The sequence below is a fragment of the Microbacterium aoyamense genome (assembly GCF_023155855.1).
Classification (GTDB): domain Bacteria; phylum Actinomycetota; class Actinomycetes; order Actinomycetales; family Microbacteriaceae; genus Microbacterium; species Microbacterium aoyamense.
The window spans coordinates 558,338-584,695 of sequence record NZ_JAKNUT010000001.1; the positions used below are offsets into that span (position 1 = coordinate 558,338).

Annotated in this window: 23 protein-coding genes and 3 tRNA genes; 13 read left to right on the top strand and 13 right to left on the bottom strand. The window is 66.0% G+C overall.

Annotation, left to right across the window (positions count from 1 at the left end):
- Positions 1–75 precede the first annotated feature (75 nt).
- Both hpt and tilS read right to left on the bottom strand, forming a co-directional pair.
- Entirely contained in the window at positions 76–627 is a 552-nt protein-coding gene (hpt, locus tag MA876_RS03115; protein ID WP_248145998.1) for a hypoxanthine phosphoribosyltransferase, read from the bottom strand.
- 46 nt (positions 628–673) lie between these two features.
- Entirely contained in the window at positions 674–1,669 is a 996-nt protein-coding gene (gene tilS, locus MA876_RS03120) for a tRNA lysidine(34) synthetase TilS (RefSeq protein ID WP_248146000.1), read from the bottom strand.
- Positions 1,670–1,725: 56 nt separating this feature from the next.
- Between tilS and MA876_RS03125 the strand changes: the two genes are divergently transcribed.
- Positions 1,726–2,259: an inorganic diphosphatase gene (locus MA876_RS03125; protein ID WP_248146002.1), complete on the top strand. Its 534-nt coding sequence runs from the start codon at positions 1,726–1,728 to the stop codon at positions 2,257–2,259.
- Between the two features lie 65 nt (positions 2,260–2,324).
- On the opposite strand, the gene MA876_RS03130 is transcribed toward MA876_RS03125, so the two are convergent.
- Entirely contained in the window at positions 2,325–3,677 is a 1,353-nt protein-coding gene (locus tag MA876_RS03130) for a peptidoglycan DD-metalloendopeptidase family protein (RefSeq protein ID WP_248146004.1), read from the bottom strand.
- Positions 3,678–3,847: 170 nt separating this feature from the next.
- Here MA876_RS03130 and MA876_RS03135 point away from each other — a divergent pair.
- The 3 genes from MA876_RS03135 to MA876_RS03145 all read left to right on the top strand — a co-directional run bounded on the left by MA876_RS03135 (position 3,848) and on the right by MA876_RS03145 (position 4,160).
- Positions 3,848–3,920: transfer RNA gene (locus MA876_RS03135), tRNA-Glu, on the top strand.
- A 28-nt stretch (positions 3,921–3,948) separates the two neighbouring features.
- A tRNA-Asp gene (locus tag MA876_RS03140) sits at positions 3,949–4,022 on the top strand.
- A gap of 65 nt (positions 4,023–4,087) precedes the next feature.
- A tRNA-Phe gene (locus MA876_RS03145) sits at positions 4,088–4,160 on the top strand.
- A gap of 1,196 nt (positions 4,161–5,356) precedes the next feature.
- Here MA876_RS03145 and MA876_RS03150 read toward each other — a convergent pair.
- Positions 5,357–6,382 carry an NAD(P)-dependent alcohol dehydrogenase gene (locus MA876_RS03150; protein ID WP_248146006.1) on the bottom strand — a complete coding sequence of 342 codons (1,026 nt, stop codon included), beginning with the start codon at positions 6,380–6,382 and terminating at the stop codon, positions 5,357–5,359.
- 16 nt (positions 6,383–6,398) lie between these two features.
- Positions 6,399–8,714, bottom strand: a complete 2,316-nt coding sequence (locus MA876_RS03155) for a beta-xylosidase/alpha-l-arabinosidase (protein WP_248146008.1) — start codon at positions 8,712–8,714, stop codon at positions 6,399–6,401.
- Positions 8,715–8,865: 151 nt separating this feature from the next.
- On the opposite strand from MA876_RS03155, the gene MA876_RS03160 reads away from it, so the two are divergent.
- Entirely contained in the window at positions 8,866–9,810 is a 945-nt protein-coding gene (locus MA876_RS03160) for an aldo/keto reductase (RefSeq protein WP_275562031.1), read from the top strand.
- 66 nt (positions 9,811–9,876) lie between these two features.
- On the opposite strand, the gene MA876_RS03165 is transcribed toward MA876_RS03160, so the two are convergent.
- The gene (locus MA876_RS03165; protein ID WP_248146012.1) at positions 9,877–11,106 is read right to left on the bottom strand and encodes an ABC transporter substrate-binding protein; all 1,230 of its coding nucleotides are present in this window, start codon (positions 11,104–11,106) and stop codon (positions 9,877–9,879) included.
- Between the two features lie 334 nt (positions 11,107–11,440).
- Here MA876_RS03165 and MA876_RS03170 point away from each other — a divergent pair, with 334 nt between their 5' ends.
- Positions 11,441–12,472, top strand: a complete 1,032-nt coding sequence (locus tag MA876_RS03170; protein WP_248146013.1) for a LacI family DNA-binding transcriptional regulator — start codon at positions 11,441–11,443, stop codon at positions 12,470–12,472.
- On the opposite strand, the gene MA876_RS03175 is transcribed toward MA876_RS03170, so the two are convergent.
- The gene (locus tag MA876_RS03175) at positions 12,434–14,047 is read right to left on the bottom strand and encodes an FAD-dependent oxidoreductase (protein ID WP_248146015.1); all 1,614 of its coding nucleotides are present in this window, start codon (positions 14,045–14,047) and stop codon (positions 12,434–12,436) included. The two genes, MA876_RS03170 and MA876_RS03175, sit on opposite strands and share 39 nt — an antisense overlap.
- Here MA876_RS03175 and MA876_RS19225 point away from each other — a divergent pair.
- Entirely contained in the window at positions 13,929–14,561 is a 633-nt protein-coding gene (locus MA876_RS19225; protein WP_248146017.1) for a tautomerase family protein, read from the top strand. The two genes, MA876_RS03175 and MA876_RS19225, sit on opposite strands and share 119 nt — an antisense overlap.
- 44 nt (positions 14,562–14,605) lie before the next feature.
- Here the strand turns inward: MA876_RS19225 and MA876_RS03185 are convergent, their stop codons facing one another.
- The 3 genes from MA876_RS03185 to MA876_RS03195 are packed head-to-tail and all read right to left on the bottom strand — an operon-like array spanning position 14,606 to position 17,341.
- Complete coding sequence (locus tag MA876_RS03185) at positions 14,606–15,394, bottom strand: carbohydrate ABC transporter permease (RefSeq protein WP_248146019.1); 789 nt, start codon at positions 15,392–15,394, stop codon at positions 14,606–14,608.
- Complete coding sequence (locus MA876_RS03190) at positions 15,387–16,304, bottom strand: carbohydrate ABC transporter permease (protein ID WP_248146021.1); 918 nt, start codon at positions 16,302–16,304, stop codon at positions 15,387–15,389. The genes MA876_RS03185 and MA876_RS03190 overlap by 8 nt, the downstream gene beginning before the upstream one ends.
- Positions 16,301–17,341, bottom strand: coding sequence for an NAD-dependent epimerase/dehydratase family protein (locus MA876_RS03195; RefSeq protein ID WP_248146023.1), 1,041 nt, complete (start codon positions 17,339–17,341; stop codon positions 16,301–16,303). Before MA876_RS03195 ends, MA876_RS03190 begins: the two co-directional genes overlap by 4 nt.
- A 114-nt stretch (positions 17,342–17,455) precedes the next feature.
- Between MA876_RS03195 and MA876_RS03200 the strand changes: the two genes are divergently transcribed.
- A complete protein-coding gene (locus MA876_RS03200) occupies positions 17,456–17,632 on the top strand; it encodes a hypothetical protein (RefSeq protein ID WP_248146025.1) in 177 nt (58 codons plus the stop codon).
- Positions 17,633–18,388: 756 nt separating this feature from the next.
- Here the strand turns inward: MA876_RS03200 and MA876_RS03205 are convergent.
- On the bottom strand, positions 18,389–18,817 hold the full coding sequence (locus MA876_RS03205) for a hypothetical protein (protein WP_248146027.1): 429 nt from the start codon (positions 18,815–18,817) through the stop codon (positions 18,389–18,391).
- An 81-nt stretch (positions 18,818–18,898) separates the two neighbouring features.
- Between MA876_RS03205 and MA876_RS03210 the strand changes: the two genes are divergently transcribed.
- Both MA876_RS03210 and MA876_RS03215 read left to right on the top strand, forming a co-directional pair.
- The gene (locus tag MA876_RS03210; RefSeq protein WP_248146030.1) at positions 18,899–19,222 is read left to right on the top strand and encodes a PadR family transcriptional regulator; all 324 of its coding nucleotides are present in this window, start codon (positions 18,899–18,901) and stop codon (positions 19,220–19,222) included.
- A complete protein-coding gene (locus MA876_RS03215) occupies positions 19,219–19,830 on the top strand; it encodes a DUF2812 domain-containing protein (protein WP_248146032.1) in 612 nt (203 codons plus the stop codon). Before MA876_RS03210 ends, MA876_RS03215 begins: the two co-directional genes overlap by 4 nt.
- Here the strand turns inward: MA876_RS03215 and MA876_RS03220 are convergent.
- Both MA876_RS03220 and MA876_RS03225 read right to left on the bottom strand, forming a co-directional pair.
- Entirely contained in the window at positions 19,811–21,046 is a 1,236-nt protein-coding gene (locus tag MA876_RS03220) for an FAD-dependent oxidoreductase (protein ID WP_248146034.1), read from the bottom strand. The two genes, MA876_RS03215 and MA876_RS03220, sit on opposite strands and share 20 nt — an antisense overlap.
- Before the next feature lie 6 nt (positions 21,047–21,052).
- On the bottom strand, positions 21,053–21,565 hold the full coding sequence (locus MA876_RS03225; RefSeq protein WP_248146036.1) for a glycine cleavage system transcriptional repressor: 513 nt from the start codon (positions 21,563–21,565) through the stop codon (positions 21,053–21,055).
- 167 nt (positions 21,566–21,732) lie between these two features.
- Between MA876_RS03225 and MA876_RS03230 the strand changes: the two genes are divergently transcribed.
- The 3 genes from MA876_RS03230 (at position 21,733) to MA876_RS03240 (ending at position 26,351) form a co-directional block, all read left to right on the top strand.
- Positions 21,733–22,884, top strand: a complete 1,152-nt coding sequence (locus tag MA876_RS03230) for a polysaccharide deacetylase family protein (RefSeq protein ID WP_248146037.1) — start codon at positions 21,733–21,735, stop codon at positions 22,882–22,884.
- A 252-nt stretch (positions 22,885–23,136) separates the two neighbouring features.
- Complete coding sequence (locus MA876_RS03235; RefSeq protein ID WP_248146039.1) at positions 23,137–24,690, top strand: sugar transferase; 1,554 nt, start codon at positions 23,137–23,139, stop codon at positions 24,688–24,690.
- A 206-nt stretch (positions 24,691–24,896) separates the two neighbouring features.
- Positions 24,897–26,351 carry a glycosyltransferase family 39 protein gene (locus tag MA876_RS03240; protein ID WP_248146042.1) on the top strand — a complete coding sequence of 485 codons (1,455 nt, stop codon included), beginning with the start codon at positions 24,897–24,899 and terminating at the stop codon, positions 26,349–26,351.
- The last annotated feature ends 7 nt before the right edge of the window (positions 26,352–26,358 follow it).

Consider the following 26,358-nt stretch of genomic DNA (forward strand, 5'->3'; position numbering starts at 1 on the left):
CGAAACGGTGCGTTCAGGGTATCGCGGGCACCCTATGGCGAGTCTGTGCATTCGCCCACGGCGTACAGCCGCCGATCAGCTGTAGACGTGGGGGGCGAGCACCGCGACGTCGCGCAGATTCCGATAGTTCTCGGCGTAGTCCAGGCCGTAGCCGACGACGAAGTCGTTCGGGATGTCGAAGCCGACGTACTTGCAGTCCACGACCACCTTCGCCGCCTCGGGCTTGCGCAGGAGTGCGAAGACCTCGATGGATGCCGCTCCGCGCGATGCGAAGTTCTCGAGCAGCCAGCTCAAGGTGAGGCCCGAGTCGATGATGTCCTCGACGATCAGCACGTGCTTGTCGTGCAGGTCGGTGTCGAGATCCTTGCGGATCTGGACGACACCGCTCGATTTCGTACCGGCGCCGTACGACGACACCGCCATCCAGTCCATCGGAGCGCTCACCGGAAGCGCACGGGAGAAGTCCGCCATCACCATGACGGCGCCCTTCAGCACGCCGACCAGGAGGAGGTCCTTCCCCTCGTAGTCGACCGCGACCTGCGCCGCGATCTCATCGAGCTTCGCGAGGATCTGCTCCTCGGTGACCAGGACATTCGTGAGTTCGCTCTGGATTTCGGCCGCGCGCATGGTCCGAGTCTAGAGAGATGACGGATGCCGCGGCATCCCGAACGCGTCAGTTCCGCGCCGTGAAGGTGAGCTTTCCACCGGCGCGCGCGGCTCGGCAGCCTGGCAGATCGATCGGGCCCTGACCTGACCAGTCCGTCACGAGCCGCGCGACTTCGAGGGTCTGGTCCCGAGCGAGCGAGACGTGGAACTCGCTCGCGACGACATGACGGATGACGCGATTCCGCAGTGCAGCGGGGTTCGCCGCAAGCGCTCCGACCGAGACCGAGATGCCGGCCTCGACGTGCTCGACGATGTCCTCGATCGTCTCGGCGATCATCTCGTCGAAGGCCTCGGAGTCCTCGCGCAGCTGCTCCGCGGTGCGCGCGAGCGCCTCGGCGATCCCCGGACCGAGCTCGGACTCGAGCACGGGCAGCACCGTTTCGCGTACGCGCACGCGCGCGAAGCGGGTCTCGGCGTTGTGCGGGTCGTCCCACGGCACGAGCCCTTGCGCGACGCACGCGGCCCGCGTGGTCGCACGGCGCACGCCCAGGAGCGGACGCAGGAGGGGGATGCCGTCGAGGTCCGTCGATGCGGCCATGCCCTGCAGGCTGGCAGCTCCCGAGCCGCGACTGAGCCCGAGGAGCACGGTCTCGGCCTGGTCGTCGAGCGTGTGTCCGACGAGGATCGCGGCGGCCGCGGCATCCCGAGCCCCCTCGCGCAGCGCCGCGTAGCGAGCCGTCCGCGCCGCGGCCTCCGGCCCGCCTTCGGCGCCGACCTGGACGCGCACGACACGCGCGTACAGACCGAGAGCTTCGGCCGTCGCCGCGGCCGCCGCCGCGGTTTCGGCCGAGCCGGGCTGCAATCCGTGGTCGACCGTCACGGTGAGGGCGCGCATGCCTGCCTTCGGCGCTTCGAACGCGACAGCCGCGGCGAGCGCGAGGGAGTCGGCACCGCCCGACAGACCCACGACGACCGCGTCCGCGTCTGTTCCCGTGAGCGCACGGCGTACGGCGAGGCGCACTTCCGCGACGGCGGGATCGAGGCCGGGTCGATGCTCGCTCACGACACCCAGACTAGGCTTGTCGGCGGCATCCCACCGTCTTTCGAAGGAGCATCAGCATGGGCGCGTACGACGCCGTCATCGAGATCCCGCGCGGCAGCCGCGTGAAGTACGAGGTCGACCACGGCACGGGCCGCGTGTTCCTCGACCGCATCCTCTACACCGCGTTCGGCTACCCGACGAACTACGGCTTCTTCGAGAACACCCTCGGCGAGGACGGCGACCCGCTCGACGTCCTGCTGCTCCTCGACTACGACCTGCACCCCGGCGTCCTCGCATCGGTGCGCCCCGTCGGCGTGCTGAAGATGAGCGACGAGGCCGGCGGAGACGACAAGGTCGTCGCCGTCCTCGGCAAGGACCCGCGCTGGACGCACATCCAGGACGTCACCGACATCCCCGAGTACACGCGCAAAGAGATCGAGCACTTCTTCGAGCACTACAAGGATCTCGAGCCCAACAAGTGGGTCAAGGTCGACGAGTGGGCGAACGCGGCCGAGGCCGAGCGCCTCGTCGGCGAAGCGTTCGACCGCTTCAAGGAGCACGAGGGTCAGACCAAGACCCAGGGTGAGGGCGTCGCGCCGAACACCCTCTGACGTTCACGTCAGACGGCCGGGGTATCCGATGGATGCCTCGGCCGTCGCCGTTCGCCCGTCGAGTGTCAGAGATAGACGCCGCGCGCGGCCATCCACGGCTGCGGATTCGTCGTCCCGCCACCGGGTGGGTAGACCTCGAAATGCAGGTGGCATCCGTAGGAGTTGCCGGTGTTCCCCTCGGCACCGATCAACTGCCCGGCGTTCACCCACTGACCGCTGCGCACGTAGATGGCGCTCAGGTGCCCGTACCCCGTACCGACGCCGCCGCCGTGATCGATGCGGATGTAGTTGCCGTAGCCGCTGTACGGCCACGCCATCCTGACGGTGCCAGACGCGGCCGCGAAGATGCCCGAGCCGCAGTAGGCGGCGAGGTCCGTGCCCAGGTGCCAGGAACTCGAACAACCCTTGCCGTTTCCGCACTGGGAGGTGCGGGGTCCGTAGCCCGAGGTGATGCGTCCGCCCGACGGGCGCGCCCAGCCGGCCCCGCCCACCGCGCCGCCGCCCCCGGCCGCCGCCTGCTCGCGCGCCTTGCGCTCGCGCTCGGCCGCCTCGGCCGCCTCGCGCGCCTTGCGGATGCGCTCGCCCTCTTCGTACGAAGCGACGGTCTTGGCCGTCGTGTCCTTGAGCGCCGCGAGCTGCGCTTGGAGCTGACCGAGGTAGGTCTGCTGCGCGTCGAGCGCGGCCTGCGCTTCTTCAGCGGCCTTCTGCGCCGCGATCATCGCCTCTTCGGCGATCTTCTGGAGGCGATCGCGCTCGACCCGTTGCACCTCGGCCTGATCGGTCAGGCTCTGCGCGGCATCCCGCGCCGTGATGGCGTCGGTGTAGACGTCGTTGTTGCGCTCGATGAGCTTGTCCATCGTGCCCAGGCGCGCGAGGAGGTTGTCGGCGTCGACCGCGGAGTCGGAGAAGAACAGCTCGAGCGACGTGTCGTCACCGCCGTTGCGGTACACCTGCGCTGCCAGGCGCCCGGCCTTGTCGGCGGCGTCCTTCGCCGTCGCGGCCTGTGCATCGGCGGCCGCCTGCAGCTGGTCGGCGCGGTACGCCGCCTCGAGGTAGGCCTGCTGCGCAACGTAATAGGCATCCGCCGTCTGCTCGGCGACCAGGTTCTTCGCGGCGACGTCGTCGGTGAGGGCCTTGATCAGGCCCTCGATCTTGGTGACCTGCGCGGCCTTGGCCGTTTCGTTCGCCTTGGCCTTCTTCACGTCGTCCCAGGAGGGATAGGTCGCGGCGAACGCCGGCGCGATCGCGGGGCTTGCGAGTCCGCCGACGACGGCGAGTCCGAGCACGCCGAGGCCGATCGCCGAGCGCCGATTCATCGACGGCCACAGCAGACGACGTTCGCGCGCCGTGGGCGCGCAGTCGCACTCGTCTGGAGCTTGCTGGGGGTCCACCGAAACCTCCTGGTCGTGAATCGACATCATTCACATTAGCAACATCGTTCACATGCGCAACGGATAGCGCGTCGCCGCGCACTGTCAGTGTGACCCCCATCCGGGGTCGCGTCGAGGTGGCCACGCCCTCGATTGGCGGATTGGCCGGCTATCTCGTATGCTTGAGCGTCGGTAAGCGTGAGCCCTCGGGTTCACTCGGCCCCATCGTTTAGTGGCCTAGGACGCCGCCCTTTCACGGCGGTAGCACGGGTTCGAATCCCGTTGGGGTCACTTTCTCGACATACAACTCAATACGCATGGCCCTGTAGCGCAGTTGGTTAGCGTGCCGCCCTGTCACGGCGGAGGTCGCGGGTTCAAGTCCCGTCAGGGTCGCTCCGAGCGACAGCCCCTTCTCGGAGGGGCTTTCGTCTAGGACGCGGCAGTTTCGGCAGCCGCACGGCTCTGTAGCTCAGTTGGTAGAGCGCACGACTGAAAATCGTGAGGTCACGGGATCGACGCCCGTCGGAGCCACTGGGACCCTCGTGTGGCTTCTACGCACGGGGGTTTCTTTATGCCCGGTCGGAGGCTATACCCCACCTGGCAGAGAAGCGCGGATGTCTGTTCGCTCGGCTTCTCTGACGCCGATTGGAGCATCAACAGCGGCATTTGTGCCGCGAATGTGCCTGTCGCTTCCCGGCACAAACTAGGCCGGCGTCCCGACTCCGCTGGGCGATCTTGCCCACAGGGTCGGCCTACAAAGGCGAATGAGCGCCAACTGCGACCATCTGCGACCGCGCATGGAGCGGCCGATCGCGCGGACTGCACGATTCCTGTCGCTCACTCAGAACGCAGTTGGAGAGGGTCCTGACGCGTCGAGGAGCGCAACGGCAGTCGGTTCTCGCATTGGACACGCTCACGCGAGAAGTACCTCCCGCAACTACCTCTCGCGAATGACCGCTCCGGGACAGATCGCACCAACTGTCCATTTCGCTCCACCCCGAAAGGTGGGCTGACTCTGCTGGATTCACTTCCGCACCAGGCACTGACCTAGGTCGATTGCAGCCAGAACGCGCGTACGCGTACTTGGGCGAACCCAGGCGAACCGGCAGTTCCCACTCAGTCCTCTCCACACTCCACACAATCGCGGATCAAGGGCCAGCAACCGAACGCCCCGTGTGCCGGGCATTTGTGAGGAGACAGAGGGACTGAACTCGCGCGGATCTACATTTCGCTGATGTGATCAGCGCCATTCGCCTGTGTTCACGCAGGTCTCGAGGCGTCGTGAGTGTGGTGGGGTGTTGCGTGTTGTCGACAGTTCTTCCCGAAATCTTCCCGCGCACTTCGGTGCCAGCCTTGAAGCGGACGCCCGGGCCGACTAGGGGGATGAAGGGACCAACGCACCGGGGATCGAAAACCCTCAGCGCGCGGCACAACGGGTATTACTCTGCGCTCCTGTCAGAGGTGTCGGGAATTGAAGGCTGCTCCGCATTTCACAGCCCGGTTCAGGTCTCGCATAGGTGTCCCTGGCGGCGTTCACGCCAAGACGACGTGCGGCGGCCGTTGCGCGCTCGGACAGTCATCGAGGAGAAGTCGTCAGGTCGGCTGCGCGACGATCCCGACCGGACGCGCTCGCGCCCCAGGTTCTCTCAATCCAAGTATCAGCACCGCACTCCCCCGGCTGGAGACTTCCAAAGTGGTCGCGGGCGACGACGCGGAATGCTCCCCGCTCAGTCGAGCAGTGATCCAGGAACGACGAGGCTTTTGACGGTCCGAGGGTCAGCGGTGGAAGCCAGCGCTTCCTCGACGTGCTCAAGGTCGAATCGCCCCGTCACCATCGAGTCGAGATCGACGACGCCTCTGGCGATCATGTCGATCGCCAGGGGCCACGTGTTGGCGTATCTGAAGACGCCGGTGACGAGGATCTCGTAGTTCTGGATACGCCCGACGGGCAGTTCGACGTCCGGCGCCCCCATTCCCACGAGCACCGCTCGGCCAGCGCGTTTCACGAGCAGAATCCCGTCACGGATAGCGCGGGGATTGCCCGATGCGTCCACGAACACGTCGACGGGTTCGATGCCGAGAGCACCGGACAGCGGGTCGACCACGTCGGTCGCTCCGAACCGCGCCGCGAGCTCGCGGCGCTCGGGCGCCGGGTCGCTCACGACGATCCGCGACGCACCGAAAGCACGCGCGGTTTGGGCGATCACGATTCCGATCGGCCCCGCCCCTGCGATGAGGATGCTCGATCCCGGTCCGACCTCTGCCTTTTGGTTCGTCCAGATTCCGACCGAGAGCGGTTCGCACAGGGCGGCGGACTCGAAAGAGACGTTGTCGGGGATGGTGTGGGCGAAATCTTCCTGGATCGCTGCGTAGCCAGCAAATGACCCATCGATCGGGGGCGTCGCGTAGAACTCGATGGAGGGGCACAGGTTGTAGCGCCCGTGCTTGCACTGCTCGCAGCGTCGACAGCTGCGCTGGGGCTCGATCGACACCCGCTCTCCGATCCGGGAGGGGTCGACGGCGCTGCCGACGCGTGCGATCCGGCCGCTGGCCTCGTGTCCGAGCACCATCGGGGCGTCGACGATGAAGTCGCCGATCCGCCCGTGCTCGAAGTAATGCACATCGGAGCCGCACACGCCCACCGCGGCAATCTCGACCAGAACCTGGTCGGGGTCGAGGGTGGGGATCTCGATCTGCTCGAGACGGACATCGTGGATCGCGTGTAGCACGCTCGCTGTCATCCGGTCGTTCATCGTGAAGGCTCCTCGCTCATCGGGTGGTGTCAGGCTGCAATGTGATCCGCGCGCTCGTGGTCATGTGTCGGTCGAAGCCGACGGTGCGCACGGGACCTTCGATCTGGACGCCGAGCGACGCGCGGATGTCCGTCGACGAGGCACCGAGACGAAGTTCGATCGCGCCGGGCTCGACGATCCGCATGGAATCGCGGCCGGTGAAGGCCGTCATATCGGCGGAGACGTTGAACGAGACCCGCGCCGACTCACCGGCGGCGAGCGGAACGCGCGCATATCCGATCATTCGGACGATGGGTCGCGTCACTGATGCCACAGGGTCATGCAGGTAGAGCTGCACGATTTCGACCCCGTGGCGAGCGCCGGTGTTGCGCACGGACACGCCGACCTCGAGTTCACCATCGGTCGGGATGGATGTGCGCTCAGCGCTCGCATCCGTCCAAGCAAACGTCGTGTACGTGAGTCCATGGCCGAACGGATACGCGGGCGAGGGATCGATGTTCGACACCTCGCTCCGCGCCCCCAAGGGCGGTGTGAGGTATGTCCACGGCTGGCCGCCTGCGTGGACGGGAACGCTCACGGGAAGTCGTCCGCTCGGCTCTGAGGCGCCGCTCAGCACCCGCGCGACGGCCGTACCGCCCTCTTCGCCGGGGAAGAAGACCTGAACGATCGCGGCGGCGCGCTCGGGGGCAGTTCCGAGCGCATAGGGACGACCGGCGACGAGCACGACGATCACCCGCGTGCCCGTGTCGAGCAGTTTCTCGAGGAGCAGGGACTGGACGCCAGGGAGCGCGAGGTCCAAAGCGTCGCAGCCTTCGCCGGAAGTCCCACGCCCGAAGAGTCCTGCTCGGTCGCCTAGGCAGAGGATGACCGTGTCGGCGGCTCGCGCCGCCTCGACGGCCGCGTCGATCCGCCCATCCTCCGGACCATCGATGTCGCATCCTGCGAGGACGTCGATGTGCGCATCCGGGAACTCTGTACGAAGACCATTCGCCACGGTCACGAGACGGACGCCAGGGTCGAGCTCCGGGTGGTGCACGCCGACGTGATTCGGGAACGCGTAGCACCCGACGAGCGTCATCGGATCTGCCGCTGTCGGTCCGATCACAGCGATCCGAGCGGGTGCTGACAATGGGAGCGATCCGTCGTTCGACAGGAGCACGATGGACTGCTCGGCCAGATCTCGAGCAACCGCACGGCTCTCGTCGGGATCAAGCTCCACCAGACCGGTCGGCGACGCGACGTGTTCGTCGTCCCAGCCATCAGGCAGGGGCGACCAGTTCGGGTCGAGGAGCCCGATCTGAGCCTTCTGATCCAGGACGCGACGAAGAGCGCGATCCACGAACGCCTCGTCGACCCGGCCCGCAGCGATCTCTTCCAGCAGCGGTTCGGCGTACGTCTTGACCGCGGGCAACTCGACGTCCACGCCTGCCACGAGCGCTTGCGCCGCTGCCTCGCCGAACGTGCCGGCGACTCCGTGCACGATCTTCAGGAAGCCGATCCCGAAGTAGTCGGCGACGACGGTTCCCTCGAATCTCCACTCGTCACGGAGGAGGCGAGTCAACAGGCGCTCGTCCGCGGCCGCGGGCACGCCGTCGACCTCGGCGTACGAGTGCATGACAGATCGGACGTGGCCATCCTGCATCACCATCTCGAAAGGAAGAAGGATGACGTCGGCGAACTCGCGTGGCCCGATCAGTGCCGGCGCCAGATTGCGTGCACCTCGAGAGCCGGAGTAGCCGGCGAAGTGTTTGAGGGTGGCGATGATGCCCGTCGACTCGAGGCCGCGCACGTAGGCTGCTGCGATAGTCCCCACGAGGTAGGGATCCTCGCCGATCGTCTCTTCCGTGCGCCCCCAGCGCGGATCCCTCGTCACATCGAGCACCGGTGCGAGCCCCTGATGGACGCCGACTGCACGCATGCTTGCGCCGATGCCGATCGCCATCCGCTCGACGATGTCGGGATTGAACGTGGCGCCCCACGCCAACGGCACCGGGTACACCGACGCGCCCCAGGTTGTGAAGCCACTCAGGCACTCCTCGTGGACGAGGGCCGGGATTCCGAAGCGATTCGCGGCCACCACCCTTCGTTGAAGGGCGACGAGCGCGGCCGCGCCGTCACCCGCGTCGACGGGCAGAGTGCCGAAGGCGCGGGTGACTTGTCCGATGCCGTGCTGGAGCAGATCTTCCAGCTCATCGGTCGCGCTGAGCTCATCCTGGTGCGGGGCCACTTGGTCGTCCGGCGTAGCTCCCAGCCACACCGCGCCCAGTTGCCCGATCTTCTCCCGAAGTGTCATCCGAGCGATCAGGTCCTCGATGCCCTCTGTGCTCGGCACGGCCCGAACGGTCGACGCGGGAGAAACGGGATTCGACATTGAAGACATTCCAATCCAAGAAATATTTCGCCCCTAGCTCAGAAATGTCTAGTTGATAGAGTCTATGCATGGGACGCGCAGAGCGTCAACGCGGCAGGAGAGGAAGAAAGATATGGGGCTTCGGGAACGAGTGCTCGGGCGAAGCGGCCTGCGGATCTCTTCGCTCTGCGCGGGGACCAGTCCGCTGGCGAGCATGCCCGAACTGTACGGATATCAAGTGTCGACGGATCGCGCGGTCGATACCGTTCTCGCAGTCCTTGACAGCCCGATCACGATGATCGACACGTCGAACGGGTATGGATTCGACGGAGCCGCCGAGCGAGTCGTCGGCGAGGCGATTCGGCGGGTCGGTGGCGTTCCGGATGGTGTCATCATTCATACCAAGGTCGATCCCGATCCGGCCACCCGAGATTTCTCGGGCGCCCGCGTGCGGCGCTCGCTGGAGGAGAGCCTCGAGCGGCTCGGCCTCGATCGAGTGCCGCTCCTCGCCCTACACGATCCGGAGTTCATGACACAGGATGGGTTCGCCCCCGGTGGGGCGCTCGAGGAACTCGTGCGCATACGAGACGAGGGCATCGCCGGACACCTCGCTGTGGCGGGCGGGTCGGTGCGGGTACTGCAGGAGTATCTCGAGACAGACGAGTTCGACGTCGTGCTCAATCACAGCCGCTACACGCTTCTCGATCGATCCGCGGCGCCGCTCTTCGCGTGGGCACGCGAGCGGAACATCGGCGTTATGAATGCAGCGCCGTACGGAGGCGGGATGCTCTCCAAGGGGCCGGCAGAGCAGCCGAGGTACGGCTATAGCGAGCGTGGGGAGATCGTCGCGCTGCGAGCGCAAAAGATGAAGGATGCCTGCGACAGGCGGGGCGTGCCGCTCGCCGCGGCAGCACTTGACTTCTCGGTCGGGTCCGAGTTGGTCGACACGACGGTGCTGGGAATGTCGAGCCCCGAGAGGGTCGCACAAACGCTCATGCTGCTCGAGACGCCCATTCCCGAGGAGCTCCGCGCGGAACTCGATGCTTTGGCGCTCCCTCCAGAGAATTGGCTAGGCTAGTCGCCTGACGAAGAAGAGGGCCGGGAACGCTCCCCGGCCCTCTTCGTGGAATCGCAAGCGCGGGCGTCAGCCGCCCATCGTCGCCTGGAGCGTAGCTGCCGCCTCCTCGGGAGTGGCATCACCAGAAGCGACTGTCGTCGACGCGACTCCGATCGCCTCCTGCAGCTCGCTCGAGACCAAACTCAGGCGCGGTTCCGAGACGGTCGTAGTCCGCTCGATGAGCTCCTGCAGGTTCGCAGACTGCACGTCCGGGTTCACGAGTTCGATCTCGTCCCATTGCGGCTGAATGCCGCCCAAGGCGGGGATGTCGTTGAGGATGTTCGCGACAAGCTGCTGACCCGCCACGGACGTGGTGAGCCAGGTGGCGAATGTCGTCGCTGCCGCCTGGTTGCGCGACCGGGAACTGACAGCGAGGCCCCAATCGGAGTCTCCGAACATTTGCGCGGGGTTGCCGTTGCCTGCGACATCGGGGAACGGTGCCGCCAACATCGTGAACGGCTCTGCACCGGTCACTCCGGATGCGCCGACTGCCTCTGCTGCGCCGGCTGCCGTGGCGTACTGCATGTACCACGTGCCCATCTGCACCATGGCGTACTGGCCGCCGAGGAACGCGTTGCTCGCATCGGGATACTGCTGCAGGCCGAGGGCACCGTCGGCCATGATGCCGGAGTCGAAGAGGTCCTTCCAGATCGTCAGCGCTTCGACGATCGCCGGGTCATCCCACGAGGCTTCACCGCGCGATGCGGCGGTCCACACGCCGGGCTTCACGCTGTCGGCGATCGACTGGAGCGTGTCCTGGTTGAAAGCGACCTGCCCGGCGCCCTGGATGAAGCACCCCTGCCCTCCGGCGCGGAACGTATCGCACGCATCCTTCCACTCGTCGAGGGTGGTGGGCACCTCGAGATCGAACTCGTCAAAGAGGTCCTGGTTGATCCAGAGGTTCCCCGCGAACGTCGAGCCGATCGAGAGCGCACGCAGCTCGCCGTCGACGGTCAGTGGCTCGACGCCGGTCGCCGACACCTGAGATTCCCAGTCGTCGCCGAGCGACTCGGTGATCGCATCCGTCAGGTCGATCGCGTTGTTGCCGTAGAGCGCGACGGAGGCGATCCCGCCGCCTGGCGCGACAGCGAAGACGTCGGGACCGGCGTTGGATGACAGCGCCGGTCGGAGCGCGGCGTCGTACCCGTCGATCGGGAGCTGACGGAACGTCACCTCGATGTCGGGGTACTCTTCGTTGAAGGCTGCGATGTACTGCTCGGCGGCGATGGGCTGGGGTGTGAAGCCCCACCAGTTCACCGTCCCTGAGGTGGCCGAGCCTTCCTGTGGTGCGGTACCTCCTCCGCAACCGACGAGAGTGGCTGCTATGACGCCGACGGCGGTCACGGCCGCGCCGGCTCGAAGGAGCGTGGGTCGTGAGATGGAATGAAACGTCATTGTGACTCCCAGTGCGATGTGTTTGCGGATCCGGAGAAACCGGGCTTCGCTCGGCGATCGGGTCGCCTGTAGCCCCGAGCCGAGCGTACGACGACGAAATGGGGCTTGTCAAAGATTCGTGATCCGATTGTAAACATTTCTCGCTTCTTTTCGGATGAGAGCACCGCGCGGACTACGAACCGCATAGAGTGAGCGCATGTCGGACTCGCCCCACTCCACTGACGGAGACACGAGTCGCGCGACCCTGGCCCGCGTTGCGGAACAGGCCGCCGTGTCCATGTCGACCGTGTCCAAGGTCTTGAACGGCCGACCCGGTGTAGCCGCAGAGACGAGAGCGCGCGTCGAGACGCTGCTGAGTGAGGTGGGGTATACCCGCCGCGGGGCGGTGGTGCCCGGCGCCCCGCTAATCGAGATCGTGTTCAGCGAGCTTGACAACGAATGGGCGATGGAGCTCATTCGCGGTGCCGGCGCGACGGCGAAGCTGAACGGCATGGGGCTGATCGTGACGCAGAGCGGCACGCGGCACGCGCCCGACCCGGAGTGGATCGACGAAGTGATCAGCCGGCAGCCGTTCGGGATCATCCTCGTGATGTCCGACCTCCCCCCGGCGAATAAGGACAGGCTTCGACGGCTGCAGATCCCCTTCGTCCTCGTTGATCCCTCGGGGAATCCGGCGCCGGACGTCCCGTCGGTGGCCGCGGCGAACTGGGACGGTGGGCTTCAGGCGACGAACCATCTCATCGCGCTCGGTCACCGTCGCATCGGCGTCATCGCCGGGCCGCACGATGTGATGTGCGCTCGAGCACGGGTCTCCGGATACCGCGCGGCGCTTGAGTCAGCGGGGCTGCCCGTCGACGACGACCTCGTCCAGCCGGGCGACTTCCACATCGAGGGTGGGCTTGTCGGCGGAACGGCGCTCTTGGAATCGCGCGATCGCCCCACGGCGGTTTTCGCAACGAACGACCTGCAGGCCATCGGCGTCTATCAGGCTGCGCGCGCGCTGAACCTGCGAGTACCGGAAGACGTGTCGATCGTCGGATTCGACGATCTACAGTTCTCCAACTTCTCCAGCCCTCCGCTTACCACTGTGCACAATCCGCTCTACGAGATGGCGCGCGAAGCTGCCCGCATCCTTCTCGATATCCGGGCGGGATCGCCGGTCGGGACAGGCCGCCGCGAGTTGGGCACCTCACTCGTCGTGCGTGAGAGCTCGGTCGGCCCCGCGTAGCTCTTCGGCGAGTCGTCGACCGGTTCGCCACGCCAACGCCACGTTCGTCAGAGTCGGGTTGCACGCGGTCTCTGTGGGAATGACCCCGTTACCTGCCACCCATACGCTGCGGGTTCCCCACACCCTCCCCCAGCTGTCGCACACCGAAAGCCCGTCGTCCGACTGCCCCATTCGCACCGTGCCTTGATAGTGAATCGACGATCCGGCGGGGAGGATGACCGGCTCACCGCCCGGCGTGAACCCGCCGACTGCGGTCGAGACGGAAGTTGCCACGTCCACCGCGAAGTCCAACCTGGCTCGGTCGATCGCGGTCAGACCGTAGTCGATGTGGATGACCGGGAGTCCGACATCGTCCGTTTCCTCGTCGGTGAACCACACTCGGTCCGACCACTGCAGGTCTTTCGCTGCGAAGACGCCGACTCCCACCACCGGACGCTCATCGGAGGTGCGCTGATCGCCGATCTGGATCGGCGATGCATCCATCTGCATCACTTGGACGTGTACCGGGCGACCCGCCGAATCGTCGAATGGCAGCCATGACACTCCGACTACGGAGTCCTGACCGCCGCCGGGAGTGCCGTGAAACGGATGATCCATCTCGGCATCCATCACCGGTGACGAGCCGGATGCTGCCGCCTCGGCGGCGCTCGGGCGTTCAGCCGCGTCGAAGTAGGCCGCAGCAACGACTTGGGGTTGATCGTTGAGGAAGCGGCCGAGCGCGGGGGGGCGGATCCCCGATGCCCAGAGCAGTTGGGGTGTGCGTAGTGCATCAGCTGCCACGACGACAGAGCGGGCGCCCACGGTTCGGCGATCCCCAGACCGTTCGACGACCTCGACGCGCACCCCACCGTCATCGACCTGTCGAATGGCGGTAACGATGGTCTCCGAGATGAGTCGGATGCCGCGACCGGTGTCGACGGCCGCAGCCAACGGGCCGAGGATCGTACGCACTCCGGCCCACTCCGGCGCTGCACCAGACGGTCGCGCGGCAAGGGGCATGGGCTGGATGCGCGACGTCGTCGAATCGAAACGAGCGCTGAGGTTCTCACGCAGCCTCGTCGCGACCGCGTCGTCGGGGTAAGCATCGGTGCGCACCCCGAGCAGGGCTTCCGCGGCATCGAACGCTTCATCGAGGTCGTCACCATCGATGAACGAAATTCGTTCGCTGCCTCGCGGGCGAGGAGACGCACACGTCCAGAAGACACCCATACCGCCGACGTTTTCTGCGTAGAGCGCGCCGGGCATATCGACCTGGGCGTCGCCGTTCGTGGGCGACAGCCGCACGATCTTCGTGCCGGGGCGAGGGCGGACAAGCGGCTCGCCGTAAGTGGCCACGAAGGTCCCGATCATCGCAGCCTGCTCCTGAGCGAGTTCGACCATCAACGGGCCACGCTCGGCACCCGAAAGGTTTCGCGTACTCACGCCCCATGGATCTGTGAGGTGCGGACCGCGCTCGATGATCACCACCGACAGGTCTGGCGCCGTATCCGCGATCGACCGGGCTGCCGCGCAACCCGCCGGCCCACTTCCCACGATGACGACGTCGACCTCGACGGGGATTCTCTCGCTCACCACTGCTCCGATCTCCCGGTTTGGGGGAATAGTGCTCACATCGAACATAAAACTTTCCAAATCTTGGCGCAATGTTGAAGAATGGTTGTGGCGCAGATGCCGCCTCCGCCTCTACGAAGGACCACCAATGCCACTCATCCAGATCGATCTCGAGCGCGAACTCTTTGACGCGAAGCGCGACGAGATCAGTAGCGAGATCCACGCAGCGCAGACCGAGATCGAGGAACTCCAGATTCCGGAAGACGATAAGTTCCAGATCTTCCGACCGCACGGTCCGGGCGAGATCGTCTTCGATCCGACCTACAACGACCTCGAGCGACGAAGCTTGATGGTCATCACCGTCTTCATGGTCAATCGATATCCGGTCGCGCTGAAGAATCGACTGTTCCAGAACATCGTCCGCCGGCTGGCCACCTTGGGCATCAGACCCGAGGACATCCTGATCTCGAACATCCAGAACGGATATGAGGATTGGCTTCCCGGCGTACGCGGCGATCGACTCACGACCGAAGCCTGAGTCGCCCGGGCAGGGGGCCTCGCGACGTTCGCGAGGCCCCCTGCTCATTTGAGCGCGCCGGCCGACAGGCCACGTTCGAAGAGCCGCTGCAGGCTGAGGTAGGCGACGATCTGTGGGATCACGATGATCACCGCAGATGCCAAGACCTTCGTCTGATCGTTGGAGAACTGCCCGATAAAGTACTGCGGTACTTGGGTCACCGTCTGCACGTCCGGGCTCTGGAGGAATGTCAGCGGCAGCAGGTAAGCGTTCCACGCCCCGATGAGCGTGAACACGACGATTGCCGCGCCGACCGGTCGTGTGAGCGGGAGCACGATGTGCCAGAACACCCCCACCGTATTGGCTCCATCGATGCGCGCGGCGGCGAAGATGTCGTCGGGTATTCCATCGATGAAGTTGCGGGTCAGCAGCACCGCGAACGGGATCTGTAGCGCCGCAAGCGGCAGGATGACTGCCCAGTAGGTGTCGTAGATTCCGAGGGCGATCGTTGTGCTGAACAACGGCGTCAGGAGGACGACCTCCGGCAGTGTCAGCGTGATCAGCAGCATCCAGAAGAACACTTCCCGGGCGCGGATCCTCAGCTTCGAGAACGCGAAGGCGGCGAGAAGGGCACAGATGTAGACGATGACGACCGTGATGACGGCGATCACGATGCTATTGCGGAAGAACAGGAAGAAGTTCGGTACTTCCAGCACCGCCACATAGTTCCCCCAACCCTGACCCTGCAGCGATCCGCTGACCATCACGATCAGCGGCAGGAGGAATGGAAGGGCGAGGACGGTGACGATCAGCTGCAGTAGCAGCCGCATTCGGAGCGTGCGAGCCTCAAACACTCTCGAACTCCTTTCGATCCTTCGCCCGCATTTGGATGACGAGCGCCATCGTCACTGCGAGCACCAGCAGCAGGATCGACAGAGCAGCTCCGTATCCGACATGAGCGAGCGGGATCGACTCCCGATAGATGAGTGTTCCCAGGAACTCGGTCGCATAGTTCGGCCCGCCGTTCGTCACGAGATAGGGAACGTCGAATGTCTTCAATGCACCGATCGCGCTGAGGATCGCAATCGCGATCGTGGTTCCCCGGACTCCCGGCCAGATCATGCTCGCGACGATCCGGACGTTTCCGGCGCCGTCCATTCGCGCGGCCTCGAGGATCTCTGGATCGATCTGGCTCATCGCGGCGTAGTAGAGGATGAAGTTCAGTCCCGTCCACTGCCAGATCGTGACAGCCATGATGATGGGGAGCGCCGTCGACGACTGCGCAAGCCACGGTTGAGCCAGAAATCCCAGTCCGAAGAATTCGAGCATCGCGTTGAACTGGCCGTCCGCGCCGAAGATCTGACGGAACACCGGCGCCATGATCGCCGGCGCCAGGACGACGGGCACGAAGATGATGACCTTGTAGAGCCCCTTGAACCAGATCTGCGAGTGCAGGAGCGTAGCGAAGACGATCCCGAGGAACGTCTGTATCGCGAACGTCACCACGAAGAAGACCACCGTGTGCCAGAGGGCCATCCAGAACACCGGGTCCTGGAACGCCTCCACGAAGTTGGCGCCGCCCACCGATTCGGGATTGGGGCTGATGCCGTCCCAGTCGAGCGTCGAGATGTATGCGGTGAACCCGATGCTGAAGTAGACCACGCCGATCGAAAGAACGAGCGCCGGAATGATCCATGGGTAGCCGTTGGGCCGCAAGCGCGAGGTGCGCTTGCGACCGCCTGTGACAATCAGCTCGGTGGTCATCCGGCGCTCCGCGCCTCCGCGGCGAATGCTTCGCGCGAGGCGTGGTAGCCACGGACGAGGCGCGAGATGATCGCATCGATGGAGGCATCCGGCGTCGTGATGTCGGGATTCTTCTCGCGCCACTGGGCGATCTCGCGAGCACCCGCCCGGAATGACCGGGTGGGGACGAATTCAGGGACGTAGCGCTTGATCTTTGAGTTGTCGAAGATCGCCGAGTGTCCGATATCGCCCCGGTAGAGCTCCGACCAGAACCAGTCGGGCGCACCGACCTGGATCAGTTCTGCAGGGATGTGCACGATGTTCGCCGTGACGCCGAGCTCTCGGGCGACGATGTTCATGATGACGTCCCACGTGTACACGTCATCTGATGTGATGTGGAAGGTCTCGCCCACCGCTCGCAGGTTTCCCAGCAGTCCGACGAATCCGAGCGCGAAGTCGCCCGCGTGTGTGAGCGTCCACAAGGATGTGCCGTCACCAGAGACGATCACCTCGTCCCCGCGCACGAGGCGATCGATCGTCGTCCAGTCCCCGGGTAGCGGCGGGGTTCCCTCGTCGTAGGTGTGCGATGGCCGCACGATCGTTACGGGGAAGCCTCGCTCGTCGCGCGCGCGAAGAAGCTCGAGTTCGGCCTCGACCTTCGCCTGTGCGTATGAGACGAGCTCGTTCTTCGCCCAGTTGGACTCGACGATCGGCACCTGGAGTACGGGCTTGTGGTAGACCGACGCCGAGCTGATGTGCACGTACTGGTCGGTGAGCGGTGCGAACAGCTCGATGGCGGATCGAGCCCCGGCCGCGTCGAATCCGATAAAGTTTGCGACCGCGTCGAACCGACGACCGGCAAGCGCTTCGCGGACGGTATCCGGACGGTCGAGGTCTGCGACAACGGACTCCACCGAGGCCGGAAGCTCCCGCCGCTTGTCATTGTTGCCACGCGTGAGGATCGTCACCTGCTGCCCGACCTCGACGGAACGACGAACGCACGCGGCGCTGATCGTTCCGGTTCCACCGACATAGAGAACGCGAGCAGGGTACGCCATTGTGGCTGCCTTTCATCGGGAGGGCCGCAGTCCGGACAGGATCCGGCATGAATAACGGTAGCCGTCCAAACACCGTCTTGCAATGTTCCCATCGTTTCTTAGAAACATTTCTAGGTGTCACCATTCGGTCCGTTGATTGCTGGAGGCTCGACGGGCGGTCTCGCGCTTCCCGATCTCGAGCCGGAAGCCGTCGCCAGGCGCTTCGTTGCGGTCTGGGACGGACTGCAGGCCTTGTGGCTCGTCGACCCCTCCTTCGACCTGGGGGACGAGATCCTCGCGTCGTTCCGTTAGCTCAGCGGGCAGAACGTCATGGAAGCAAAGCACGCCTTCGAGAGCGCGATCGCCGATGGGTGACGCGGGGACCGCTGGAGTTACGCCGGGAATGGTCAGCACTACTGCCGCTGCGACGGACGATTCCTACCCACTCAGTTCGGGCGGAAGCTCCCAAATTGGTCCGGTTTAATCGTAGGTCGAAGCCATCTGGAGGGACTCTTCTGGCGGTGGCGGTGGCGGTGGGATTCGGACCGACTGTGTACCACGGAGAGGACTCCACCTCTCCACGGTGCAGATGCCGTGCGTACCGAGTTCGCGCTCAATCCACGCCACACACTTGACGCAAAGGACCGATTTCCGCCAGCGCTGACGTGTGGGTAAGAAGGATACCCCTTATGATCAGGGTTATTCTTGCGGAGATGGAGGGACTTGAACCCTCGGTCCCAGTGAGGAGCGTGCCGCGACGGCGGCCACCCTTTCCGGAAGCGGCAACTATCCTGGATCCAGGATGGTCCTCGCGAGCAGCGTCCGATCCACCCACGGGTGGGGCGCAAGTCTGTGCCGGGAAAGTGCCGGGAACTCCACTGAAGCGGCCGCGATCAACGAGCACCAATGAGCACTCCACACGCGGAATCCCGAGGCTAACGAGCATCAACTGGGACGGGCAAACCCCCGGCGCCGAACTGAAAATCGTGAGGTCACGGGATCGACGCCCGTCGGAGCCACTGAGACCCTCGAATGGCTTCTACATTCGGGGGTTTCTTCTTTTCCGCCTCACGGCAATCCCGCCGATACGTCGAACAGGAACAGCAAGCCGGACGCGTAATAGAGGGCGACCGCGGTCCAGGACGTCGCCCCGCGCTCGAGCGGGTAGACGAGCTGCACTGCGGAGATCGTGCCACTGACGAACATGATCGCGGCGGGAGCGAACCCCACCCACCACCAGAACTCCAGGAATCCCGTTCCGGATTCGAGCGTGTGCGGCGCGATGGCGGCAGCGATCGCGATGACGGTGCTCACGAACAGCCCGCCCACGTCGCTCGCCAAGCGCTGCTCCAGTCCGGCGAAGAAGTCTGGGCCGCGCCACCGCTGGCTGGGCGTGAGGTCTGTGGCATCAACCCTGTCGACGAGGCGCATGAGGAGCAGGCAGCCAACGAGACCCACCGCGAATGCCGCCGATATGGAAAGGATGGTGGGCATCACCTTTCGAATGTAGCGACTCTCCCAATACTCAGTTGCGCTGTATATCGCCCAACTGTATAGTCGGGCGATATAGGAGGAGCGATGAACCGGAACCCGCAGCTGCCGCTGACAGAGACGGTGAACTACGTCCTTCTCGCCCTCGTCGAACCGGCGCACGGCTACGCGATCATGGCGCGCGTCGAAGCGATGAGCGACGGGGCCGTGCGCCTCGCGCCCGGCACGCTCTACGGAGCGCTCGACAACCTCGTGAAGCAGCGACTCATCGTCCGGGTCGACAGCACCGATCCGCGTCGCAAGGTGTACCAGATCACCGAACTCGGCTACGAGACGCTGGCTCAGGATGCTGCGCGCATGGCGCACATGGTGCACATCTTCGATCAGACACGAAGGGAAGCAGGATCATGAGGAGCTTCAAGATCTTCGTCGACTTCGACAAGGAGGAGGCGTGGCTGAACCAGAAAGCCGCGCAGGGACAGGGACTCGTGAGCACCGCGTTCGGATACGAGTTCACTCCGATCATCCCCGGTTCGGCCGTCATCAGGATCGACTACCGCGACTCGATGAAACCCGCCGACTACGCCGACTACCTCGCGATGTTCGCCGACGCCGGCTGGCAGCACGTCGGCGGATCCCGATGGAGCGGCGGGCAGTACTTCGCGACGGCGACCCGTGACGCGCGCGCCGACATCTTCTCCGACCCGGCATCCAAGGCGCAGCGGTACCGGCGCGCGATGGCGGTGAGCTTCGCGCTGCTGCTGCCCTTCTTCGTCATCAGCCTCGCGCTGCTGGTGCAGGGCGCGCTCGCGATCACGCCGGATCAGATCTATCTGACGCCTGGCTTGTGGCAGATGCAGGGCGCGCAGTTCTGGCGCGCGTTCCTGTTCGAGACGCCGTTCGCGCTCATGCGGCTGTCCGGTCCGATCATCCTGATCGGCGCGTGCGTTCTGCTCGGGTCCACCCTTCTGTATCAGTGGGCGCTGTACCGGCGGGCGGTCAGGGTCGCAGCATCCTGAACCGCTCCGACCGCGGCGCGAGCCGCTCGGCGATCGCGACGGCCGACAGCACGGCGCTCTCGTGCGAGTCCGCGTCGCCCATGTAGAGCCCGGCCAGCCACACGCCGTCGTGGCCGTGCAGCTCGCCGAGCCTGCGTTGCGCGTCGAAGTAGGCGGGCGTGACCTTGCCGTGCTCGTACGTCGCGACGGCGTAGAGGGGCTCCGGCATCCGCTCCTGGAACGTCACCCAGCTGCGGAAGACCGGCAACCCGTGCCCGCGGGTCCAGATGGAGAGCTGACTGTGGATGCCGTCCCACCGAGCGTTCACGACCGACCAGGCCGCCGTGCGCTCGGGCATGAGGGAGCGGTCGCCGTGCACGGCGATCGTCGTGTCGAAGTACTCGATGCGGACGAGCTTCTCCCGGAGCCGATCGGCGGCCGAGACCCCCTCGAGCATTCCGTGCGCGAGACGGGCGTTCGTCGCGATCACCACCTGGTCGAACCGCTCCCCCTCGACGACGTACCCGCCCTCATCACGGCTGACCCGCTCGACACGCGCGCCGAGCACGACACGCGCCCGCGAGAGCGAGGCCGCGAGCGCGTCGATATAGGTCTTCATCCCGCCGACGATCTGACTCTGGGTGGGCGGGTACCCGTCGGTGAGCGACTCGCCCAGATAGTAGAGGGCGTTGTACGCCGAGAACCCGCGGAACTCCTCGAGCTCGAGACACCACAGCGCGAGCAGCAGCGGGTAGAGGAACCGATCGACGAAGGATGCCGGCATCCGGCGATCCCGGATGTACTCGTCGATCGTGATCGACGTGTCGTGCCGCGCGAGGAACGCGGGGATCCCCGAGAGAAAGCGCCGGAACCGGACGAGGTCGACGATCGCGGCCGGAGTGAGCGACTCCCCCACCGGTCGCCCGTCGCGCCACGGCGGCAGGGCGACGGAACCCCCCTCGGCGGAGCGGTGCAGCGTCATGGTGGCGGGGTAGATCTCGCGTGCGACGCCGAGGTGATCCAGCAGACGATTGAACGTCGCGTACGCGCGCCCCGGGCCGAAGAACTGGAAGCCCGCGTCGATCGCGAGCCGCTGACCGTCCACCTCGATCTCGACCGTGTGCGCGTGCCCGCCCAGCCGATCCGCGGACTCGAACAGGGTCACCTCGTGCTCCTGCTCCAGGAGCCAGGCCGTGACGAGTCCCGCGGCCCCGCCGCCGACGACCGCGATCCGCACCGGTGGTCAGTCGCCGAGCGTGAGATCGACCTGGATCTCTGCGGCGAGCCGCTCGATCTCTGCGATGACCGCCGACGGAGACGTGGATGCCGGAACCCGCGCGACGATCGTCGCCTCGAACAGTCGCCCGCCGGACATCGCGGCATCCCGCGTCGCCGAGGTGAGGCGATCGATGCTCGCCCCCTGCGCGCGCAGCGCGCTCGACAGCTCACGGACGATGCCGGGGTGATCGTTGCCGAGCACGCGCAGCTCGATCGTCTGCGGCGCGCGGCCGGGCGCGGCAGCGGGGCTCTCGTGCACCGTGATCGCGAGCAGACCCGCGAGTACCTCGAGCGCCGCGCGGAGCTCGTCGACGCGCTCCGCCGCGACCGACACCTCGACGACCCCCGCGAACGTCCCGGCCAGCTCGGCGAGCTCGCTGCGCTCCCAGTTGCCGTCGTGGTTCGCGACGATGTCGGCCACCTGGGCGACGAGACCCGCGCGGTCCTCGCCTACGAGTGTCAGCACGAGGGTGGTCATGCGCCACAGCGTAGCGACTGTGGAGGGATGCCGGGTCCTTCACGGCATCCATCCACTATCATTCCCGCGGGATTCCTCGACTCCTCGGCCGGAACTGTTCATTCTGCACAGCCGCCCGATCGGCGGCATCGCAGAGGCTGGGAAGACAGGAAGAACGGGGTAGTCCGATGTCAGAACGCAGGACGTATCGTCGGCAGCGCCGCGGTCGACGCGGCGCCGTGGTCGCGATCGTCGCGACGGCGGTCGTGCTCGTCGGTGGCGCCACGGCAGCCGCGGCCGTCGCGATGGCCGGCGGGTTCGCGTTCGCGGCCGGAGCCGCGGCATCCCCGTCCGCCACGCACTCCCCGGCCCCCGCGCCGAGCCCGACGCCGCACACCGCCGAGCAGCAGCTGCTCATGGAGGCAGAGGACCGCAACGCGTGCGTCGTCTCCTTCGCTGGTGACGACGTGACGTCCGCTCCGATGCTGCAGCCGATCGGCGTCCTTTACGCAGGCCTTCCGATCCCCGCGCGCGAAGGCGCGGTGTTCGCGGGGTGGTACACGACGCCGGAGGATGCCGCGGCTCTCGCGATCCCCGGCAGGGTCAACGGTTCCGAGCTCGTGGCCTGCACGGATCATCAGGTGACGCTCAATGCCGCCTGGGTCACCCCTGAGGCGAACGCGGCCGAGAACGCCCGCATCCCGATCCTCATGTACCACCAGTTCACGACGAACCCCGCGGGCGAAGCGGGCTGGCTCAAGGGCAACTACGCCTACATCGCGGACTTCGATGCGCATATGAACCACATCGCGACGACGGGTTTCTATCTGCCCACGTGGGATGAGCTGAGCGCGTTCATCGACGGGCGCCTCTACCTCCCCAAGCATTCCGTCATCGTCACGGACGACGACGCCGACCAGACCTGGTTCGATCTCGCAGCGCCGGTCGTCGACAAGTACAAGGTGCTGGCGACGTCGTTCATGATCACGGCGTGGCGACAGGATGCTGCGCCGAACCCGTACGTGCTGCGCCGTTCGCACACGCACGACATGCATCGGGCCGGCGACAACGGCAAGGGCCGCATCGTCAACCTCGCCCCGGCCGAGATCGCCGCCGACATGCAGACCTCGGCAGCGATCCTCGGCGTGAAGGAAGTCATGGCCTACCCGTTCGGTCACTTCAACGACACCGCGAAAGAGGGTCTGCGGCAGGCCGGATTCGAGATGGCTCGCACGATCGAGCCGGGCTACGTCACGATCGGCACGGACAAGCTCGCACTGCCCACCGTCCGCATCAACTACGGCATGGGCTTGGATGCGCTCGTGAATCTCATCGGCTGAGGATCGCTCGTCACGTTCCCTTGAGGAAATCCTGAGGACGAATTGTGAGAGACGTCTCACAATTCCTGCAGTGATGCCTATAGAGTGACATTCGTATCACCCGCTGTGCACCTTCCCTCTTGGCGGAGGAAGGTGCTGGGAAGCAGCAGACGGTGATATCTCCGCGGTGTGGGATCGCGGAGAAACTGGGGAAATTTCGCACGCGGTCGGGAAACCGCATGCGTCTTTCGTGCCCGTTGGGGGGGCTACGTAGTGACGACGATCGACGAGGGTCAGCGCCTGGGGGCGGACCTCGCAGCAACAGGAGCACAGCTCCACACACCGGCCGTTCCGGCCACTCCGGCACCGATCCACGCGGCCGCCGTCGCGCCGACAGCGAATGTCGCGCTCGAGAACCGCCTGGGGTGGGAGCGCGCCTACCGTCGGCGGCTCCGCGTCAGCGACACCGTCGTCGTCCTCGCGACGACCGGTCTCGCGGCCTGGATCCAGATCGACACCATCGCGCAGGTGGATCTCGTCGACGCGCCGTGGCAGTACGGCCGTGTCTTCCTCTTCACCGCGGCGATCTGGCTGCTGATGCTCGCGCTGTTCCAGACGCGCTCGCACCGCGTGATCGGTCAGGGCACCGAGTACCGGCGCGTTCTGCACGCGACCGGTCTCGCGTTCGGCATCGCCGCGATCGCCTTCGTCATCATCCAGTCGCAGGGCATCCGCACGCAGCTGCTGATCGCGCTGCCCGCCGGTATCGCGGCGCTCCTCGTGAGCCGCTGGATGTGGCGACGGTGGCTGCAGCGTCAGCGCGTCGCCGGCCACTTCGTCTCCAAGGCGCTCGTCGTGGGCAACCGCTACGACGTCGAATACGTCATCGAGAGCCTGAAGGCCGACGGCCTGCAGGCGTACGACGTCGTCGGCGTGATCCTCGAAGACGGCGGCGACCTCGCCGTGGACGGCACGACGTTCGGCTCGGTGGGCACGATCGACGACGTGGCGGCCCGGGCCGAGGCGCTCGGTGCCGACTCGGTCATCCTGGCGAGCCTGCCCGATGGCGACCGCGGTTACGTCAAGCGCCTCACCTGGCAGCTCGAAGGCACCGCCGCCGAGCTCTCGCTCTCGAGCCCGCTCGTCGACGTCGCCGGACCCCGCATGTCGCTGCGTCCCGTCGAGGGACTGCCGCTCATCCAGGTCGAGATCCCTCGCTTCGAGGGCGGCCGCCACCTCGCCAAGCGCATGCTCGACATCGTCGTGTCGTCGTTCTTCCTGATCTTCGTCGGACTCGCGACCCCGTTCATCGCCCTGGCGATCAAGCTCGACAGCAAGGGTCCGGTCTTCTTCCAGCAGCCGCGGGTCGGCCGCGACGGCAAGACCTTCCCCATGTTCAAGTTCCGGTCCATGATCGTCGACGCCGAAGAGATGCGCCACGCGATCGAGGCGCAGAACGAGGGAGCCGGTCCCCTCTTCAAGATGAAGAGCGACCCGCGGGTCACGCGCGTCGGAGCCATCCTCCGCAAGTTCTCGATCGACGAGTTCCCGCAGTTCTTCAACGTGCTGCTCGGACACATGAGCATCGTGGGTCCGCGCCCCCCGCTCCCGCGCGAGACCCATCACTACGCCAACGAGACCTACCGCCGCCTCTTCATCAAGCCCGGCATCACCGGGCCCTGGCAGGTCAGCGGCCGCTCGCACCTGTCGTGGGAGGAGAGCGTGCGTCTCGACCTGCGTTACGTCGAGAACTGGTCGGTCATGGGCGACCTGCTCATCCTCTGGAAGACCGTGGGCACGGTGCTCAAGCCGCACGGCGCGTACTGACCCGAGACCCCGGTCGATGAGTCAGCCGCCAAGCACGATTCATCGACCCGCGCGCGCCCGCCACTACCGGGCGCGCACCCCCCGGACCCGCTGCACCCGAAGCAGTGAGGCTCCACCGCCGCCCAGGACCCGCTCAGCCGGTCCTGGGCGGCGTCATCATCTCGAGCTCCATCGGCGCACATCGAGAGAGGGCTACCTTGTCAGACGTGAGGGATGACACCACCCGTCCGCACGGCGTCTGGCCCTGGGTCGTCGGGCTGACCGCGGTCGCATTCGCCGTGTCCGTGTGGCAGCTGACCGGCGCGTCCGCGTGGTCGGACGAGGGTTTCACGATCGCCGCGGCGACGATGCCCCTCGACGAACTGTGGGCCATGGTGAGCAGTTCGAAGGACGCCGTCCACGTCGCCTACTACGTCCTGCTCCACGGCTGGTTCGACATCGTCGGGGTCGACGTGTGGACACTGCGGCTGCCCAGCGCGGTCGCTGTCGCCGCGACGACGGCGGCGACCGTCTTGATCGGCGCACGACTGGCGAGCACGGGTTTCGGCGTGATCGCCGGCTTCCTCGTCATCCTCATCCCCCAGGGCATGTGGGCAGCCACCGAGGGGCGCTCGTACGCCCTTGCGATGGCGCTGTCGACGTGGGCGGTCTGGGCGTTCCTCGCAGCGATGACCGGTCGCGTGTGGCACTGGGTCGGATTCGGCGTGCTCATCGCGCTCGCCATGGCCGTCTTCGTCTACTCCGCGCTCGTGCTCGCCTCGCTTCTCGTATCACTCCTGATCGTCCGTTCGTGGCGGACACGGTTCGTCGCCTTCGCGACGGCGTCCGTGCTCGCGGTGATCGCAGCCAGTCCGGTCGTGATCGTGTCGTTCCTGCAGCGATCACAGGTGTCGTGGCTGGCGCCGATCAGCGCGGACACGATCGGAGAGGTGCTCGTCAATCAGTGGTTCACGGGCGCGACAATGCTCGGCGGGCGATGGCGGTTCGTCGTGGCGGGGCTGTTCTATGCCCTGATCGTCGTCGGAGTGATCGTGCTTGCGCGGCGGGGGCGCAGAGAGACCCTGGCTCTCGCCGTGCCCTGGATGGTCCTGCCGACGCTCGCACTCATCGTCGCATCCATCCTCCTGGACCCGCTTTACACGCGTCGCTACGTCACGATGTCGATCCCTGCACTCGCACTCCTTGCGGCGGCAGCGATCTTCGCGCTCCGCCGGATCTGGATGCGGGTCGCGGCCGTGACGCTCGTCGCGGCGACGGTGGCACCGATGTACCTCGCCGTGCGTGCGACGGATGCCAAGTACTCGGACTGGTCGCGGATCGCGGCGGCCATCGCGCAGGAGTCGCGCCCCGGCGATGCTCTGTACGTCGTCGGCCCGGGGAACATGCTCGGGGCGCAGGCGATCACCTGGACCTATCCCGACGAGACCGCGAACGTCTCGCTCGTCGGCGTGGTCCCCGGATCCGACACGGCGTCGGTCGGCTCCGAGCTGGTGCCGATGGACGAGCTCGACCTCGACGGTGTCGAGCGGCTCTGGATCGTCATCGACACGACGAACGGCGATCGCGACGACGTGGATCTGGATGCCGTGTCCGAGCAGGGCCTGGAAGTCACCGAGGTCCTCGTCACGTCGCGATCGACCGTCTTCCTCGCCGAGCGCTGAGCTGCCC

What these genes read in the sequence shown, in the direction of transcription:
- hpt (WP_248145998.1), bottom strand. Translation starts at nt 627, where the DNA reads ATGCGCGCGGCCGAAATCCAGAGCGAACTCACGAATGTCCTGGTCACC.
- MA876_RS03125 (WP_248146002.1), top strand. Translation starts at nt 1,726, where the DNA reads ATGGGCGCGTACGACGCCGTCATCGAGATCCCGCGCGGCAGCCGCGTG.
- MA876_RS03130 (WP_248146004.1), bottom strand. Translation starts at nt 3,677, where the DNA reads ATGTCGATTCACGACCAGGAGGTTTCGGTGGACCCCCAGCAAGCTCCA.
- MA876_RS03150 (WP_248146006.1), bottom strand. Translation starts at nt 6,382, where the DNA reads ATGAACGACCGGATGACAGCGAGCGTGCTACACGCGATCCACGATGTC.
- MA876_RS03160 (WP_275562031.1), top strand. Translation starts at nt 8,866, where the DNA reads ATGGGGCTTCGGGAACGAGTGCTCGGGCGAAGCGGCCTGCGGATCTCT.
- MA876_RS03170 (WP_248146013.1), top strand. Translation starts at nt 11,441, where the DNA reads ATGTCGGACTCGCCCCACTCCACTGACGGAGACACGAGTCGCGCGACC.
- MA876_RS19225 (WP_248146017.1), top strand. Translation starts at nt 13,929, where the DNA reads ATGATCACCACCGACAGGTCTGGCGCCGTATCCGCGATCGACCGGGCT.
- MA876_RS03190 (WP_248146021.1), bottom strand. Translation starts at nt 16,304, where the DNA reads ATGACCACCGAGCTGATTGTCACAGGCGGTCGCAAGCGCACCTCGCGC.
- MA876_RS03195 (WP_248146023.1), bottom strand. Translation starts at nt 17,341, where the DNA reads ATGGCGTACCCTGCTCGCGTTCTCTATGTCGGTGGAACCGGAACGATC.
- MA876_RS03210 (WP_248146030.1), top strand. Translation starts at nt 18,899, where the DNA reads ATGAACCGGAACCCGCAGCTGCCGCTGACAGAGACGGTGAACTACGTC.
- MA876_RS03215 (WP_248146032.1), top strand. Translation starts at nt 19,219, where the DNA reads ATGAGGAGCTTCAAGATCTTCGTCGACTTCGACAAGGAGGAGGCGTGG.
- MA876_RS03225 (WP_248146036.1), bottom strand. Translation starts at nt 21,565, where the DNA reads ATGACCACCCTCGTGCTGACACTCGTAGGCGAGGACCGCGCGGGTCTC.
- MA876_RS03230 (WP_248146037.1), top strand. Translation starts at nt 21,733, where the DNA reads ATGTCAGAACGCAGGACGTATCGTCGGCAGCGCCGCGGTCGACGCGGC.